Raw genomic sequence first — 16,460 nt, forward strand, 5'->3', positions numbered from 1 at the left:
CCGAGCACCGCCGCCGAGGCTGCTACCAGGTGGACGGAGCGGGCGGAGGCACCACTGCGGGCCGGTCATCGCACGTGATGGTGTTCGGCAGCTCCCACGGCGCCAGCCACGGCCCCGTCGCGTTCGTACCACTGCTGTCGTTGCCACCGAGGTCGACGATGCTGAACTCGGAGCCGGCCGGTGTGAAGTGGAAGCTGCCGCAGTTGTTCACCCCGACCGCCCCGACGTTGCGGGCGTCCACGTTCTGGAACGAGGCCGAGCCGGCGGCGCGGGCACTGAGCACCGAGGTGCCGGTGCCGTCGACCCGGATGTCGGCGAAGTGAACGTTCGAGATGGAGTAGAGGTCTTTCACCGGCCAGTCGGAGACCAGCATGATGGCGTTGTAGGTGCTGTCGAGGAAGTGGTCGCCGACGACCCGGATATCGGCGTCGATGCTGCTCTCCAGGGCGTAGAACCAGATGGCGCCGAGCCCGATCTGCCAGTTGAGCTCGAAGGTTCCGGCGCGCACGGTCGTGTTGTCGGTGATCGCGAGCGAACCGGTGAAGGGGAGCGCCCCGAACCGGGAGCCGACCTGGATGCCACTGCCCTCCCGGATGGGATCGGCGATCAGGTTGTTCGAGACGGTGTTGTCCGCTCCCCCGTAGATCGCGATGCCGTTGGCGAGCACGGGCGTCTGGATGGTGTTGTGGTCGAAGGTGTTGCGTGCATCCGCCGAACCCTCCGACCACATCGCGAGGGCGTCGTCGCCGGTGTTGCGCAGGAAGTTCCCGCGCACCATCGAGTCCGTCACCCCGGTGTGGAAGTTGAGCCCGTCGGCGATCTGGTCGGTGATGATCGACCTTGTCACCGTGAGGTTCGACATGGGGCCGTCGAACCACAGCCCGACCTTGGTGTGGTGGATGTAGAGACCGTCGATGGTGGAGTCGCTCATGGCTCCGCCGACGCCGTTCACCTGGTCGGTGTCGATGCGTTCGCGCACGTCGCCCTCGATGCTGAAGCCGGAGAGGTGCACGTCGGTGCTGCCGCCGACCGCCGCATCCTTGCCGTAGAACCCGACGCCGGTGTGCACGGAGCCGTCGGGGGCCGGTACCGGCAGCGTCACCTGCTTTCCCTTGATCACGGTGTACCAGCTGCCCGCGCCGAGAATGCTCACCCGGTCGACGATGATGTGCCGGTTGACGGAGTACACCCCCGGCGGCACGTAGACGTCGAGGTGCGCCTTCTTGGCGAAGGCGATCGCCCGGTCGAACGCATCGGCGGAGTCGCGCTTACCGAAGGGGTCGGCTCCGAACAGCAGCACGTTGGATGCCAGCAGCTTCACCCGGGGAAGCCCGACCTTCTCGGAATCGAGCAGGTCGATCACAGTCCAAGCGGCGTTGCTGGTCGCGGGAGAGGTGAGCCGCACGGTGTCGCCGGCCCGCGCGTTCCGCCCGAGCAGGATGCGCTGCTCGTCGTAGAAGTGGCTCGGACGGAAGGGCGTCGTGATGGTCGGGGCGGGAGTGGTGGCGGACGGGACGCAACCGCACTCCGTGATCCACCAGTCCGGATGCAGGAGTCCGGCGTTCGGGTCGTTCGAGAACGGGTACTGGTTGTAGAGCCAGGAGTACTCCGAGGTCAGGCTCACCGTCTGGCTCGCGCCGCCGTTCACGCTCACCCGCAGGGGTGCACGGATGCCGCCGCCCTGGGGGGCATCCGGGATGCTGTAGCGCACGGTGATCGCGTTGGCGTCCGCCGGCAGCGTGAACTCCACGTACTGGCCGGGCGTCAGCTTGACGGCGCTGCGGCCGGAGGCCTCGGCGGCGAGCGTGTAGGCCGTGCGGTCGGGACCGATGATGCTCCCGTTCGTGGCGGCGTTCTCGGCCTCCTGCTCCAGGAAGCCCACCGTTGCACCGCGGCCCGACACGAGCGCGGGTGCGAGGGCGGCGCGGGTGACGGTGGGCGCGGGTGCGGCCACGGCTGGGGTGACCGCAGCGAGGGAACCCAACGCGACGGCCGTCGCGGCAACCAGCGCGGTGGCGAGCGAGCGTCGTCTCCGCAGAACAGAACGGGGAGCGGAGGTCTGGGAGCTTCGTGTCATCATCGACTCGGTTTCTCGTGATCGGGGCGTGCCCGGCCTGAACGGCCGCCCGCAATCGCGACTGTAGGGCCGCCGATCAGCGGGTCGCAAGGGCGCGTGGCGGAATATCGATGAAAAGTCAGCTTCTTGCGGAAGTCAGGCTCTCGCTTGCGGCGCTTGCGAAAGGCGTGTGCCGACTTGCAGGCACGAGCACGCCGACACTGTGCTGACCTCAGTCCTCCCGCGCGGGGGTGCCCGGACGCACAGTCGCGTCGTCCCGCACCTCGACGCGAGTGACATCACCCTTCTTGTGCGTTTCCACCCGGGCATCGGCGTCGGCGGAGTCGGACTTGGGGGCACGCGTGAGCTGCTCTCGACGCGACTCCGGATCTGCTGCGGGCATGCCGAGAGCCTACCGCCGCGACAGCGGCGGACCACGGCTACGGCCGACCGTACATGAGGATCGCTCGCATCCACCTTCGAACGAACCCCCCGACTGGGGGGATTCGAAGATGGAGGTTTGTTCAGTTAGCCTGTGTTCGACGCCGGTGTCGCCGACGTCGTTCCATAGAGCGCATTTGTGCGCGTCTGCTCTCGCCCTACCGACCGGAGCCCTGTGACGCCCACCTTGAGGGCGCGCTTTCGCGCGCCTGGAATCCGACCCCTCCGCCTCAACCGACTTCTCGCCGTCGCCGCGACTGCTGCGACCGCCCTGGTCGCCTCCCTGCTGGTGAGTGAACCGGCGAGCGCTGCCGCCCTCCACACCTCAGTGCTCAGCGAGTTCGACACTCCGTCGGAATGGTCGGTCACGACGGGGTCGGGTACGGTGCAACCCGCCGCCGATCCCGGCGTCTCGACCGCCGCCATCCAGGTCGGCTACGACCTGGGCAAGGGCGATCTGCGCATCGCTCCCTCCGCATCCCCGGAGCAGGGCACGGTCGCCTATACCGCGCTCAGCGTCTCTGTGCGCGGCGACGGCAGCTACAACACCCTCTACGTGCGCATCAGGGATGCCGCGGGCGAGCAGTTGACCTATCGCCTGGGCACGCTGAACTCGAAGAACTGGACCACGCTGACGGCCGACCTCACCAAGGCGCCGAGCATCTCGGAACTGGGCGACCACGACGGCATCATCGACGCCCCCATCTCGCTCGTCGACCTGCGCGTCGCCAGGAATGGCGCCGCATCGGCGACCGGCTCCTTCGCACTGGACCGCCTGCAGCTCACCGACCAGGGCTGGAGCGCCCCGACGGCCTCGAGCCGACGGGTGTCGCCATCCGTGCCGGGTTCATCGGTCGACCTGGGATTCACCGCGGGCGGAGCGGGCGATTGGTGCCTGCTGCTGCGGGACCTCTCCGGGCACTCCCGTACCTTCACGGGCTCGGCGAGCGCGCCGGGAAGCGTCGCTGTGCCGTGGAACGGCACGACGAGCGCCGGGGACGCGTTCACGGGGAACGTCGCGGGCGTGCTGTCCTACGACCTGACACCGGGCAACGGCATGGATGCCGCGACCGTGAAGGTGAGCTCCCCGTACCTGACGGGGGTGAGCGCGCGGCCCGTGGACTCGAACAACGCCTCCCCTGTCGGCGTGAACAGCTTCCTCACCGCAACCGACAGCGCAGCGGCGGCCGACCAGCAGGCCGCGCTGCTCGAATCCGCCCGGGTGCACTACGCCCGTGAGGAGTTCGACTGGAACCGGCTGGAACCCCGCAAGGGCTCCTATGACTGGTGGAAGTTCGACCAGGCCGTGAACCTGCTCACCGCGCGCAACGTCGCCCCCATCGGAAAGCTCGTCTATTCGGCGAAGTGGGCGACATCCTCGCCGGCCGGACCCACGGATGCCGCCGCCGCGTACTACCCGCCGGCGAACACGGCGGACTACATCTCCTACGTGAGATCGGTCGTTGCGCGTTACAAGGACCGCGTGCACGTCTGGGAGGTCTGGAACGAGCCGAACACGACGGACTACTGGCGGTCGGGGGTGAACCCGGCGCGCTACGCCGAGATCCTCAAGGCCTCCTACTCCGCTATCAAGCAGGTCGATCCGTCGGCAACGGTGCTCGCGGGCTCGCTCGCCGGCTTCGACGTGGCGTTCATGCAGAGCGTCGCAGCCAACGGCGCCGGTGCATCCTATGACGGCCTCTCGTTCCACACCTTCGTGCGCGACGCCCCCGAAGCGAGCATGCTCCCCACGTGGATCGCAGCAGCGAAGTCCTACGTGGCCTCCTACAACCCCACCGCGTCGCTCTGGATCACGGAACTCGCGTGGTCGACGTGCACCGACGGCTGCGACGGCGGCGTCGATGAGCAGACGCAGGCGGACTACCTGGCCCGCAGCTACCTCATCGCAGCGGCGGAGGGCATCCGCGGAATCTCGTGGTGGGGGATCACCGAGCGCGGAACCGGCACGGGGCGACTCGACAACTACGGACTTGTGACGGCTGACGGACGGCAGAAGCCCGCGTATGCGGCCCTCAAGAACATCGGGACCGCCCTCGCCGAGACGACCGCCACACCACTGCCGCCGACGGACGGGGCGACGACGGCCTTCGGCGATCTCTCCGCCCTGCCGGATCGCTCGGTCTCCTCGGTCTCTGGATCCGGAGCAGTCAGCGGCGTCAGCCGCCCGGGCGACGGCACGCTCACCGTCGGCTACAACTTCGCGGCGGCGAAGGGCGTGGCCGTGAAGGTCAACGCACCGGTCGCGGGCACTCCGACCGCGCTGTCGGTGCAGGTCGCCGGTGACGGGAGCGGCAGCTCGCTGTACCTGAAATTCACGGATGCCGGCGGTGAGAGCTTCGAAGCCAAGATCGGCAACGTCGGTGTGAAGGGCTGGTCGCGGGAGACCTTCACGCTGGACGGCGGCGATTCCAACTACACGCACTCGGGCGACGGCGTGATCGACTACCCCATCACAGTGTCGACCGTCTCCGTGTACAAGGGCCTCCTCGGCGTGAACGCCGGCTCGGTCAGCGTCAAGGCGCTGAGCGCGCATTACGGCTCGGTCGTGCGCGGCATGAACCTCGCCGGCAAGGGGTTCTCCATCGCCGCGGTCTACGGCCTGACACCCCACGATGCCTCGATCGCGATGACGGGCACGGCAACGGGCGGCGTCGTCGGAGGCCCCTCGATCCCCCTGCTCGACGGCCGGGCGACGGTCAGGCTGACGCCTTCGGTGCAATATCTGCGCAGCGAGGGCTGAAACCGCGTGAAGGGCCGCCTGCCGCGCGCAGGCGGCTCTTCACCGCATCCGGTCGCGCCGGTGGACGCAGCGTCGGCGGGCGTCGGCGCGAGCATCGGATGCCGTGGAACCCGTCGGGGACTACCGTTGAGGCATGACCCCGCCTGAGAACACCACCACCACCGAGGCGGACAGCACCCGCACTGCCCAGACCTTCGCCGACCTCGGCCTCGCCGACGCCGTGCTCAAGGCCCTGAAGGATGTCGGCTACGAGACCCCGTCCGCCATCCAGGGCGCCACGATCCCGCTGCTGCTCTCCGGCCGCGACGTCGTGGGACTGGCGCAGACGGGAACCGGAAAGACGGCCGCGTTCGCGCTGCCGATCCTCTCGCGGCTCGACACCGCGCAGAAGACCCCGCAGGCCCTCGTGCTCGCGCCCACGCGTGAGCTCGCCCTTCAGGTCTGCGAGGCGTTCGAGAGCTACGCCGCGCACCTGCGCGGCGTGCACGTGCTGCCCGTCTACGGCGGCCAGGGATACGGAGTGCAGCTCTCTGCCCTGCGCCGTGGCGTACACATCGTCGTCGGAACGCCGGGCCGCATCATGGACCACCTCGATAAGGGCACGCTCGACCTGTCGGAACTGAAGTACCTCGTGCTCGACGAGGCCGACGAGATGCTCAAGATGGGCTTCGCAGAAGACGTCGAGACCATCCTGGCCGACACCCCGGACGATAAGCAGGTGGCCCTGTTCTCGGCGACCATGCCGGCATCCATCCGCCGCATCTCGTCGAAGTACCTGCACGATCCCGAGGAGATCACGGTCAAGGCCAAGACCACGACCTCGGCGAACACCACGCAGCGCTACCTCGTCGTCTCGTACCCGCAGAAGGTCGATGCCCTCACCCGCATCCTGGAGGTCGAGAACTTCGAGGGCATGATCGTGTTCGTGCGCACCAAGAACGAGACCGAGACCCTCGCCGAGAAGCTGCGCGCCCGCGGGTACTCCGCCGCCGCCATCAACGGCGACGTGGCCCAGGTGCAGCGCGAGCGCACCGTCAACCAGCTGAAGGCGGGCAAGCTCGACATCCTCGTGGCGACGGATGTCGCGGCGCGCGGCCTCGACGTCGAGCGCATCAGCCACGTGGTCAACTACGACATCCCGATCGACACGGAGTCGTACGTGCACCGCATCGGCCGCACCGGCCGGGCCGGACGCAGCGGCCAGGCGATCAGCTTCGTCACCCCGCGCGAGCGGCGCATGCTGACCTCGATCGAGAAGGCGACTCGCCAGCCGCTCACCCAGATGCAGCTGCCGAGCGTCGACGACGTGAACGCGACCCGGCTCAGCCGCTTCGACGACTCGATCAGTGCGGCGCTGGCCGAGACGGATCGCATCGAGCGCTTCCGCGACATCATCGCGCACTACGTGGAGCACCACGACGTTCCCGAGGCCGACGTGGCGGCGGCTCTCGCCGTCGTCGCGCAGGGCGAGACACCGCTGCTGCTCTCTGCAGAGGACGAGCGTCGCGAGCGTCAGGAACGCGACGACCTCGCGCGCCAGGAACGCGGCGAGCGTCGCGACCGGCCCGAGCGCGGCGACCGCGGCGCTCGCGGCGACCGGGGCGATCGGGGCGACCGGCCCGAGCGGCGCGTGCGGCCCGCATCCGGCCCCCTCGCCTCGTACCGCATCGCCGTCGGCAAGCGCCAGAAGGTCGAGCCGCGCCAGATCGTCGGCGCCCTTGCGAACGAGGGCGGCCTCAGCCGTGAGGACTTCGGCGCCATCGACATCCGCCCCGACTTCTCGCTCGTGGAACTGCCGGCGAACCTGCCGGAGTCCGTGCTGTCTCAGCTGAAAGACACGCGCATCGGCGGCAAGCTCATCGAGCTGCGCCCCGATCGTGGTGGCCCGGCCCGTCGTAGCGAGGGTGCGGATCGGCCGCCGTACCGCAAGCCGCGGCACTAGGCGCGCACGGGCGCCGGCGAGGGCGCCGTCTATCATTGAGGGTCCCCTCGAGCCATTGGAGCGCCCTTGACGATCACCGCCGCAGCCGACGGATCCGCGCTGGGGAATCCCGGCCCCGCCGGATGGGCCTGGTACGTCGATGAGCACTCCTGGGCCGCGGGAGGATGGCCGCACGGCACCAACAACATCGGCGAGCTCACCGCGGTGCTGGAGTTGTTCCGTGCCACGGCGCACCTCGACGACGACCTGCTGATCCTCTGCGACAGCCAGTACGTGATCAACTCGATCACCAAGTGGATGCCGGGATGGAAGCGCAAGGGCTGGCGCAAGGGCGACGGCAAGCCGGTCATGAATCTCGAACTCATGCAGGACCTCGATGCCGCGATCAGCGGACGTCGCTACCGCTTCGAGTGGGTGAAGGGCCACGCCGGCCACCCGCTGAACGAGGCCGCCGACGAGCGTGCCCGTGGAGCCGCTGAGGCCTATCAGCGCGGCACGCCCGTTCCCTCGGGTCCGGGCTACACCGTGGGCGGCACGGTGCTCTCGACCGCGCGCCCGGAACCGGTGCCGGAAGCCCGCCCGGAACCGCGGGCCGCTGTCGCGCCGCGCTCGGCGCCGGTGGCCGCTGACGGGACGCGCTCGGCACCGGTGGCCGCTGAACGGACGACGGCGCCGGCTCGCTCGACCGTCTCCCCCGCACCTGCGGCCGCGGCATCCGCGCACCCGACGCTCTTCGATGCGGCGCCGGAACCACTGCGCGAGCTCACGCTGCGCCTCACCGCCGACCAGTACGCCCGCCTCGCTCGGCGAGCCGCCGACGAGGGAGTCACGGCCGAGGAGTGGCTGCTCCGCCGGCTCTGACGGCGGCGCTACGGAGCGCGCGCCGGGCCGGTCAGCCGCCGCCGGAGGCCTCCGCCGCGCCCAAATGCAGGATCAGCGGCACGACGAGGCCCTGAGCCACTCGCCGTGCCCCTCGTCCTGCAGATTCCCCGCCGTCAGGGCAAAAGAAAACCCCCGGCGAGCCGGGGGTTCTGCGTTGGTGGGCGATACTGGGATCGAACCAGTGACCTCTTCCGTGTCAGGGAAGCGCGCTACCGCTGCGCCAATCGCCCAAGGCTGAAACACAGTATCAGCTTGGAGGTGGATACGGGATTCGAACCCGTGTATACGGCTTTGCAGGCCGCTGCCTCGCCTCTCGGCCAATCCACCGTGCGGGTTCACTCCATGTGAAGAGGACCGGGCTTTCGCCCGATCCTGTTCGAGCGGATGACGAGATTCGAACTCGCGACCCTCACCTTGGCAAGGTGATGCGCTACCGCTGCGCCACATCCGCATTGCTTCGCAGTCCGGCTTTCGCCGTTCCGCGGTGCAAGAAAGAGACTACCTATTGACGCGCGCAGTGCCAAATCCGCGACGGCCGGGCGTGTCCGATCCGGGCTGCCTGGCGAGGATCCTGGCCCTTCACTTCCAAGGACTTGAGCCGGTCTGCAGGACGGCCCTACGTGAGCGCGTCCTGCACATCGACTCATCTCCTGCAAACCGGATGCCGCGACCCGGCCGCACGCTGCCCAACTCCCCGGCGTGCCGCCTCGATGTGCATTCGGGTGCCGCCGTCGGCTAGTATCGGTACTCGCTGCTCGAGCAATCGAGCGCGACGGGCGATTGGCGCAGTTGGTAGCGCGCTTCCTTCACACGGAAGAGGTCATCAGTTCGAGTCTGGTATCGCCCACCATAAAAAGGCACTGCCTCGTCGGAGGTTTCCGCTTCATACGGGCTGGCCCCTTCAAGTCACCCACCACTTGACATCGGTGCCGTCGCGTTCGTTGCGCGCTTTCAGTTTGCGTCGCGCACGCACGTGCATGACGACGAAGAGCACGGCAAATACCGGCGAACCGAGAAAGTACCCGAGGATCTTGCCTCCGTGGAGATGCGGCGGATCGGCGGTGATCGCCGACCAGTGCGTGACGACGAGGACCGTGAGGAAGATCGCAGCCGCAGTGGAGGCCACAGCCAGCGATTCCTTGTACTCAGCCCGGAGACCGGGGATATCCCGCCGCCTGCGTGTGGGCTGAGCGGAGGGAGCATCGATCGTCGGCTGCGTGTCGGGCGTCTCCACGTCAAGGGGCTGCCTGCCGACAGGGTGACGAGCAAACGCGCTATCCGACGCCTGATCAGCCGCGGGTGTTCGCAACAGATGCTCCTCATGATGGAAGATGTCGTGAGCATAGCGGCCGAAGCAGTACAACGCCGACCATCCGAAGCAGTCGTTGTCGTCATTTTCACGTACCGCCCGTCGTGGTCGGAGTTGTCATGACCCTCGCGCTCGATCGTGGGCCCGGAACCATGGATCGGCGGCTGTGCGGCTCAGCTATCTTGGCCTGCGTGGCCGATTCCGCTGGCAAGATCGGCGATGAACACCTCACCCGGTCGCCGGTCGCTGACTGCATCGACGGCGTCGCCGGCCCCGTCGAACACTTTCACGCAGTACACGCGCGTTCCGACCTGCAGGACGTGGAGGTTCTCGTGGAGGGTGCACGGGTCACCGGGCTGGACCAGCTTCGCGAAGTCTTGGTGGTGCCAGAGAGTCGGGATCGCCGGGTCGTCCAGGTATGCCACTGTCGCCGTCTGCCCATCGACGGAGGAGATAACGGCGTCTCGCCAGTGTTCCGGTCGTTCACGGAGCAACCTAGCCTGGATGGCGTGGACGTTGTGTCCAGCATGGTAGCTGCTGCAGACACCGGATTCATCGAAGCCGCAGTTGTCGTCGTACATGGAGGTATCTCCCTCTGAAAAGGGCCCATGGCCCGTCTTACCTTCCGCCGGTCGGCGTCAGGTCGGGTCTTATCCGGGGGGCACCGTGCCGGGGGCGCGGTTGTCGTTCACCCACGCCCGGATGCGTGCGGATGAACTCTTGACCTGTCACCAAAGTAGCGCCAGCCTCCGACACTTCAGGCAGATCGCCCCGGCAGGCCGCACCCGGTCGCTACCCTCCGTATCGTTCCTGTCCGGACACCCTCGGGCCGTGGCATCCCGAAATCGTGACCCCAGACGTCACGGGCACAGGCTGTAGCGTGTGAGGCAACGAGCATTGGAGACACGGATGAGCGACTTCATCGATCCGCGCATGGAACCCCTCGACGCCGACCGCAGCGGCGGCCGACCGCTGTACGACGTCGATGACGAGTACCGCACCGAGCCGGTCGACGACGACGAGCAGCTCGCCGAGGACGGCGTCACGCAAGAGGGCGACCAGGAGGACGACACCGTCTGAGGGCTTGAGCGCTACCGCCAGCCGTGCCGGGCGCGCAGGGCGTCGACGAGCCGGGCATAGCGGTCGCGATCGAGACTGGCGGCCTCCCGCCGCACTCCCCCGGCCCGCACGCGGAAGACGCGATCCAGGATGGCCCAGCTCGGGCGGCCCTCGGCGTCCCACGCACCGGCTCCGAGCGGGAGATAGTCCCGCGACTCGTGGGGCTTGCTCGTCAGCTGGACGGCGAGGAAGGTGCCTCCACCTTCTGCGGCGACGATGACGACGGGCCGGTCCTTCCCGCGCCCATCGCGTTCCTCGTACGGCACCCAGGTCCAGACGACCTCACCGGGATCGGGCAGCCCATCGGGTGTCGGCGCGTAGCTCAGGCGCACCCCGCGCAGCCTCGCCGGGTCGATCTCGACGGTGGCGGATGCGCCCGACTGACCCACGGAGGGCGTGCCGACACGTGTAGTGACCGGCGCCGCCGTGGGAGCGGCACGCCGGCCGAACAGCGAACGCATGATGTTCCGGAGCCTCGACACTCTGGCACCCTATGGCATCCCTCGAACACCCCGGCGAACAACGACCCCGGCCAACAACTGCCGTCGAATACCGGGCGCACGAAAAGGGCGGCGAGGTCTCCCTCGCCGCCCCGAGCCGTCCGGTTCCTGACGGCGCTCGCGTTACACGGTCTCGAGCGCGTAGCCCTCTTCACCGTGAACGATGGTGTCGACGCCCGCTGCCTCGTCTTCGTTGGTGATGCGGAAGCCCATGGTCTTCTGGATGACCCAGCCGATGGCGTAGGCGAGCACGAACGAGTAGATGAGCACCGACAGCGCGCCGATCAACTGCGCACCGAGCTGAACGAAGCTGCCGCCGTAGAGCAGGCTCGAGAAGCCCTTGGAGGCGTCGCCGTCGATGTGGGTCAGGCCGAAGAAGCCGATGTAGATCGTTCCGATGAGGCCGCCGACGAGGTGGATGCCCACGACGTCGAGCGAGTCGTCGAAGCCCAGCTTGAACTTCAGGTCGATGGCCAGCGCGCAGACCGCACCCGCGATGACGCCGAGGATGATCGCCCAGAACGGGGTGAGGGCGTTACAGGCCGGGGTGATGGCGACGAGACCGGCCACCGCACCGGATGCCGCGCCGATCGAGGTGGGCTTGCCGTCCTTCAGCTTCTCCACGAGCAGCCAGCCGAGGGTCGCTGCAGCCGGAGCGGCCAGGGTGTTGATCCAGGCGATCGCCGCGACGCCGTCGACGGCAGCCTCGGAGCCGGCGTTGAAGCCGAACCAGCCGAACCAGAGCAGTGCGGCGCCGAGCAGGGTCAGCGGAACGTTGTGCGGCTTCGACATGCCCTTCGAGAAGCCCACGCGCTTGCCGAGCACGAGCGCCAGGGCGAGGCCGGCGGCGCCGGCGTTGATGTGCACGGCCGTACCACCGGCGAAGTCGTTCACGTGCAGCACCGAGACGATCCAGCCGTCACCGAGGTTGAACACCCAGTAGGCGACGGGGAAGTAGACAACGGTCACCCAGATGCCGGCGAAGACCATCCACGCACCGAACTTCGCACGGTCGGCGATGGCACCCGAGATGAGCGCGACGGTGATGATGGCGAACGTGGCCTGGAAGCCGGCGAACGCCAGCCCGTTCAGGTCGGGCGTCGCGCCGTCCTTGCCGAGCAGGCTCGCCAGACCCCAGTCCGGCGTACCGAGCACGTGAGGGATGCTGGGCGAGCCGAACGAGAGCCCGTAGCCGTAGAGCACCCAGAGCACGGCGACGAGGGCGATCGCGCCGAAGCTCATCATCATCATGCTGATGACGCTCTTGGCCCGAACCATGCCGCCGTAGAAGAAGGCAACGCCGGGCGTCATCAGGAGCACGAGTGCCGCGGCGACGAGGAGCCACAGCGAGTTCACGGCGGTCGCGGCGTCGTAGTCCGCTGCGTGTATCAACATAGATATCCCTCTCAGTGATGCGCTTGTCACCGGCTGTGCCCCAGGGCGGGCGTACGGTGCATTGACGCCCAGTTTTGACGCGGCACGTTTCCGCGGAGAGGTTGGGTTGTTTCCGGTTCGTTACGGCGATGGCGGCCGTGTAAACATCGTGTTTCCGGCGACCGGGAGTTCGCTCGCAAGTCGGGGGCCGGCATTGAGATGGCTGCCCGGCCCGCGGAAACCTGCCTCAGTCGTGCGGCGGGAGCTCGCCGGTGGTCAGCGCGATGAGACGGCTCGCGGCCCGCAGGTACTTCTTGCGGTAGCCCCCGGCCAGCATCTCGGCGTCGAAGACCTCGCTCAGCGGATGCCCGCTGGCGATGATCGGGATCTCCGCGTCGTAGACCCGGTCGATGAAGGCCACCAGGCGCAACGCATCCGTCTGGTTGTGCAGCTCGTGCACGTCTTGCATGGCGATCACGTCGATGCCCTCGATGAGCTTGATGTACTTCGACGGATGCACCGTCGCCAGGTGCGACATGAGCGCGTCGAACCCGTCGCAGGAGACCCGCTCGCCCTTGCCGGCCATGCCGCCCACCATGCGTTCGAGCGACGCCGGCTCGACGGCGACGGCCCTGCCCTGCACGTCGCGCCGACGGTAGTCCAGGCCGTCGATGCGCAGGGTGCGGAAGTTGGAGGAGAGCGCCTGGATCTCGCGCAAGAAGTCGGATGCGGCGAACCGGCCCTCTCCGAGCGCGTTCGGGGGCGTGTTCGAGGTCGCCGCGACCATCGTTCCGGTCGCCATCAGCTCGCCGAGCAGGCGGGTCATGAGCATCGTGTCGCCGGGATCGTCGAGTTCGAACTCGTCGATGCAGATCAGGTCGGTACCGGTGAGCAGCTTCACGGTCTCGGCATACCCGAGGGCTCCGACCAGTGCGGTGTACTCGATGAAGGTGCCGAAGTAGGTGCGCCCGGGCGCGCTGTGCCAGAGCGCGGCGAGCAGGTGGGTCTTGCCGACACCGAAGCCGCCGTCGAGGTAGATGCCCGGCAGGGATGCCTTCGGCTTGCGATTGCGGGAGAAGAACCCGCCGGGGCGCTGCGCCCGCCACACGCCGGCGAACTCGTGGAGGGCGGCCACCGCCTCCGCCTGGGAGGGATAGTTCGGGTCCGGTCTGTACGACTCGAAGCTCGCGTGCTCGAACTGGGGCGGCGGGGTGAGCTCCGCCACGATCTCCGCGCCGGTGATCTGGGGCGAACGGTCGGTCAGACGAACGATGGGGCGTGCCGGTGCCATGACTGCCTTCGTGTTTCGGTTCGTTGCGGAACGGCTGCGCCCACCGGGTTCCCCGCGTAGGGTCGATAGGGCTTCAACCCAGCCTAATCCGCTCCCACACCCCCGCCCCGATCGGGCGTCCCCAGGAGGTCCCCATGGCCGTCAGCACAGACGCATCACCGAAGTTCGCCGACTACGCCCACCCCGAACGGCTCGTCTCGACCCAGTGGCTCGCCGAGCACCTCGGCGACGAGGGCCTCGTGGTCGTCGAATCCGACGAAGACGTGCTGCTCTACGAGACCGGGCACATTCCCGGGGCGGTCAAGATCGACTGGCACACCGACCTGAACGACCCGGTGCTGCGCGACTACATCGACGGCGAGCGCTTCGCCGCCCTGCTCGCCTCCAAGGGCATCAGCCGCGACAGCACCGTCGTCATCTACGGCGACAAGAACAACTGGTGGGCGGCCTACGCACTGTGGGTGTTCACCCTGTTCGGACACGAAGACGTGCGCCTGCTCGACGGCGGTCGCGACCTCTGGGTCGCCGAGGGCCGCGACCTCACGACCGACGTGCCCACGCCCGCTGCCGCGGACTACCCGGTCGTCGAGCGCGACGACAGCACGGTGCGTGCCTTCAAGGAAGACGTTCTCGCCCACTTCGGCCACCCGCTGATCGACGTGCGCTCCCCCGAGGAGTACAGCGGCGAGCGCACCACGGCACCCGCCTATCCCGAGGAGGGCGCGCTGCGTGCCGGCCACATCCCGTCGGCGGCCTCCGTGCCGTGGGCGCGTGCTGCCGCTCCGGATGCCACGTTCAAGGACCGCGCCGACCTCGAGTCCATCTACCTCGGCGAGGCGGGACTGACCGCAGACGACGAGGTCATCGCGTACTGCCGCATCGGCGAGCGTTCCAGCCACACCTGGTTCGTGCTCACCCACCTGCTGGGCCTGCCGAAGGTGCGCAACTACGACGGCTCGTGGACGGAGTGGGGCAGCGCGGTGCGTGTGCCCATCGTCACGGGCACCGAGCCGGGCGAGGCGCCGGCTCCGCGCGGTTGAGGCGTCACCGAGTGGGAGAATGGTGGCGATGACCGCCACCGTTCTTCCCGCCCAGCTCGCCGAGATCCGCGAGGAGTTCCTCGCGCTCGATACCCGGGAACGCCTGCAGCTGCTGCTCGAGTTCGCCAACGAGCTTCCCGAGCTGCCTGCCCGCTACGCGGATCACCCCGACCTGCTCGAGCGCGTCTTGGAGTGCCAGGCACCGGTGTTCATCTTCGCCGAGATCGACGAGGAGAATCGGGTGCACCTGCACGCCACTGCTCCGCGCGAGGCTCCGACGACCCGCGGCTTCGCGTCGATCCTCGTGCAGGGACTCGATGGTCTCACCGTGGAGGAGGCGCTCGCGATCCCCGACGACTTCCCCCTCAGCATCGGCCTGACTGAGGCAGTCTCCCCCCTGCGCATCCGCGGCATGACCGGCCTCCTCGGTCGTTCCAAGCGCCAGGTGCGGGAGCACGCAGCACTCCAGGCCGCCCTCCGCGAGACGCAGGAGTAGTCCAGCTCCGCCGGGAGCGGGACTAGTCCAGTTCCGCCAACCACTCGTGCACGGTTCGGCTCCATCGTTCGCTGTCGTAGTTCCACAGCTTCGCGTGCTTGGCCTCGGTCCATTCGTCGTAGCGCACGATGTCGGGTCGCAGCGCCGCCAGCCGGCGGGAGCCCGCATCCGGCACGAAGCCGTCGTCGACGCTGTGCATGAGCAGAATCGGCACGTCGAGACGTTCGGCGTGCGTGGCCACATCGAGCGCCGGGAAGTCGATCGGTTCGGCCAGGCCCGTGATGCCGCGGCCCCACGAGTTCCCGAGCGCACCGATGACGCCGCGCACGATCGGCATCGGCAGCCGGTAGAGCGCCCCCTGGTAGGCGAGCACGTCGTTCCAGTCCACGGCCGGCGAGTCGAGCACGACGCCGGCGATGGCGTCGATCGCGGTGCGCAGCACGGTCTGCAGGGCGATCGCCCCGCCCATCGACCAGCCGGCCAGCACGATGCGCTCGGCTCCATGCTGCTGCGCGAAACGGATGCCGGCCTCCACGTCACGCCACTCCGTCGATCCCAGCCCATATCGCCGGTCCGCCGTCTCCGGGCCTTCGCCGTCGTTGCGATAGGAGATGAGCAGGCTGTGCCGACCCGCGGCGTGGAAGGTGTCGATCGCCCGCACGCACTCCTGCCGGCGCACCGACCAGCCGTGCACCATGATGACCCAGTCCTGGCTGGGTTCGGCGGGCGGAACGTGCCAGGCCGGTGCCGGCCCGAGCTCAGTCTCGACGGTGACGTCTTCGTAGGGATGCTCGAGCTCCCACGGTCCCAGGTAGTACCAGCCGCTCAGCCGGCCCCTATGGGCCGAGGCGATGTCGCCGAAGTCCACGTCGATGAGCCGACGGGTCACCGTCACGGCAGACCCGCCGATCACGTGGCCGACGCGGGCATGCCCCGTGCCATCGCTGAACCAGAAGCTGTAGCGTCCGGGAAGCCGTGCCTCATCGCTCGCGTCGAACGTGATGGTTCCGGCATCCGTATCGACGTGACGGATGCGCACCCGCTCGATGCTCGTCGTGGGCGGAATGACGATGGTGCGAGCGAACCGTGCGATCACGGCGACCGTTCCGATGGCGGCGAGCGCACCGACCGACACGGCGGCCACGCCGGTGATGAGCACTCCGAGCCCACGCCACGCCGAGGCGGCCTCCCCCTGTCGCGCCATGCGCACGCCCCTTCACCCCGGGCGGTGAACGGCGCGCCCTCCGCG

At 68.4% G+C, this 16,460-nt stretch carries 14 protein-coding genes, 4 tRNA genes and 1 riboswitch; of the genes, 7 read left to right on the forward strand and 11 right to left on the reverse strand.

Annotated features, from left to right (window positions below):
* Positions 1 to 22: 22 nt before the first annotated feature.
* Complete coding sequence (locus tag WDJ51_RS14475) at positions 23 to 2,080, reverse strand: glycosyl hydrolase family 28-related protein (protein ID WP_337853179.1); 2,058 nt, start codon at positions 2,078 to 2,080, stop codon at positions 23 to 25.
* Positions 2,081 to 2,288: 208 nt separating this feature from the next.
* Positions 2,289 to 2,459: a hypothetical protein gene (locus tag WDJ51_RS14480; protein WP_337853180.1), complete on the reverse strand. Its 171-nt coding sequence runs from the start codon at positions 2,457 to 2,459 to the stop codon at positions 2,289 to 2,291.
* A gap of 327 nt (positions 2,460 to 2,786) precedes the next feature.
* Between WDJ51_RS14480 and WDJ51_RS14485 the strand changes: the two genes are divergently transcribed.
* The 3 genes from WDJ51_RS14485 (at position 2,787) to WDJ51_RS14495 (ending at position 8,061) form a co-directional block, all read left to right on the forward strand.
* Positions 2,787 to 5,258: an endo-1,4-beta-xylanase gene (locus WDJ51_RS14485; RefSeq protein ID WP_337853181.1), complete on the forward strand. Its 2,472-nt coding sequence runs from the start codon at positions 2,787 to 2,789 to the stop codon at positions 5,256 to 5,258.
* Between the two features lie 133 nt (positions 5,259 to 5,391).
* Positions 5,392 to 7,200, forward strand: a complete 1,809-nt coding sequence (locus WDJ51_RS14490; RefSeq protein ID WP_337853182.1) for a DEAD/DEAH box helicase — start codon at positions 5,392 to 5,394, stop codon at positions 7,198 to 7,200.
* Positions 7,201 to 7,266: 66 nt separating this feature from the next.
* Positions 7,267 to 8,061, forward strand: coding sequence for an RNase H family protein (locus WDJ51_RS14495; protein ID WP_337853183.1), 795 nt, complete (start codon positions 7,267 to 7,269; stop codon positions 8,059 to 8,061).
* A 176-nt stretch (positions 8,062 to 8,237) separates the two neighbouring features.
* Here the strand turns inward: WDJ51_RS14495 and WDJ51_RS14500 are convergent.
* The 3 genes from WDJ51_RS14500 to WDJ51_RS14510 all read right to left on the reverse strand — a co-directional run bounded on the left by WDJ51_RS14500 (position 8,238) and on the right by WDJ51_RS14510 (position 8,533).
* Positions 8,238 to 8,312, reverse strand: a tRNA-Val gene (locus WDJ51_RS14500).
* Positions 8,313 to 8,335: 23 nt separating this feature from the next.
* Positions 8,336 to 8,409: transfer RNA gene (locus WDJ51_RS14505), tRNA-Cys, on the reverse strand.
* A gap of 52 nt (positions 8,410 to 8,461) precedes the next feature.
* Positions 8,462 to 8,533, reverse strand: a tRNA-Gly gene (locus WDJ51_RS14510).
* Between the two features lie 323 nt (positions 8,534 to 8,856).
* On the opposite strand from WDJ51_RS14510, the gene WDJ51_RS14515 reads away from it, so the two are divergent.
* Positions 8,857 to 8,932, forward strand: a tRNA-Val gene (locus tag WDJ51_RS14515).
* A gap of 51 nt (positions 8,933 to 8,983) precedes the next feature.
* Here WDJ51_RS14515 and WDJ51_RS14520 read toward each other — a convergent pair.
* Positions 8,984 to 9,316 (reverse strand): hypothetical protein, encoded by a 333-nt coding sequence (locus WDJ51_RS14520; RefSeq protein ID WP_337853184.1) that lies wholly within the window; start codon positions 9,314 to 9,316, stop codon positions 8,984 to 8,986.
* Between the two features lie 248 nt (positions 9,317 to 9,564).
* A complete protein-coding gene (locus WDJ51_RS14525) occupies positions 9,565 to 9,972 on the reverse strand; it encodes a hypothetical protein (protein ID WP_337853185.1) in 408 nt (135 codons plus the stop codon).
* Positions 9,973 to 10,000: 28 nt separating this feature from the next.
* A riboswitch (SAM riboswitch) is annotated at positions 10,001 to 10,117 on the reverse strand.
* A gap of 183 nt (positions 10,118 to 10,300) precedes the next feature.
* Here WDJ51_RS14525 and WDJ51_RS14530 point away from each other — a divergent pair.
* On the forward strand, positions 10,301 to 10,471 hold the full coding sequence (locus WDJ51_RS14530; protein WP_337853186.1) for a hypothetical protein: 171 nt from the start codon (positions 10,301 to 10,303) through the stop codon (positions 10,469 to 10,471).
* Between the two features lie 11 nt (positions 10,472 to 10,482).
* Here the strand turns inward: WDJ51_RS14530 and WDJ51_RS14535 are convergent, their stop codons facing one another.
* The 3 genes from WDJ51_RS14535 to zapE form a co-directional block, all read right to left on the reverse strand.
* The gene (locus WDJ51_RS14535) at positions 10,483 to 10,992 is read right to left on the reverse strand and encodes a type II toxin-antitoxin system PemK/MazF family toxin (protein WP_337853187.1); all 510 of its coding nucleotides are present in this window, start codon (positions 10,990 to 10,992) and stop codon (positions 10,483 to 10,485) included.
* Between the two features lie 141 nt (positions 10,993 to 11,133).
* Positions 11,134 to 12,405 (reverse strand): ammonium transporter, encoded by a 1,272-nt coding sequence (locus WDJ51_RS14540; protein ID WP_337853188.1) that lies wholly within the window; start codon positions 12,403 to 12,405, stop codon positions 11,134 to 11,136.
* A gap of 226 nt (positions 12,406 to 12,631) precedes the next feature.
* Positions 12,632 to 13,675, reverse strand: a complete 1,044-nt coding sequence (gene zapE / locus WDJ51_RS14545) for a cell division protein ZapE (protein WP_337853189.1) — start codon at positions 13,673 to 13,675, stop codon at positions 12,632 to 12,634.
* 134 nt (positions 13,676 to 13,809) lie between these two features.
* Between zapE and WDJ51_RS14550 the strand changes: the two genes are divergently transcribed.
* On the forward strand, positions 13,810 to 14,715 hold the full coding sequence (locus WDJ51_RS14550) for a sulfurtransferase (protein ID WP_337853190.1): 906 nt from the start codon (positions 13,810 to 13,812) through the stop codon (positions 14,713 to 14,715).
* A gap of 28 nt (positions 14,716 to 14,743) precedes the next feature.
* Positions 14,744 to 15,211 carry a SufE family protein gene (locus WDJ51_RS14555; protein ID WP_337853191.1) on the forward strand — a complete coding sequence of 156 codons (468 nt, stop codon included), beginning with the start codon at positions 14,744 to 14,746 and terminating at the stop codon, positions 15,209 to 15,211.
* 22 nt (positions 15,212 to 15,233) lie between these two features.
* Here WDJ51_RS14555 and WDJ51_RS14560 read toward each other — a convergent pair whose 3' ends face one another.
* Positions 15,234 to 16,415 (reverse strand): alpha/beta hydrolase family protein, encoded by a 1,182-nt coding sequence (locus tag WDJ51_RS14560; protein WP_337853192.1) that lies wholly within the window; start codon positions 16,413 to 16,415, stop codon positions 15,234 to 15,236.
* Positions 16,416 to 16,460: the final 45 nt, after the last annotated feature.

The organism is Rathayibacter sp. YIM 133350, from assembly GCF_037404875.1.
In the GTDB taxonomy this organism is placed as follows: Bacteria; Actinomycetota; Actinomycetes; order Actinomycetales; family Microbacteriaceae; genus Orlajensenia.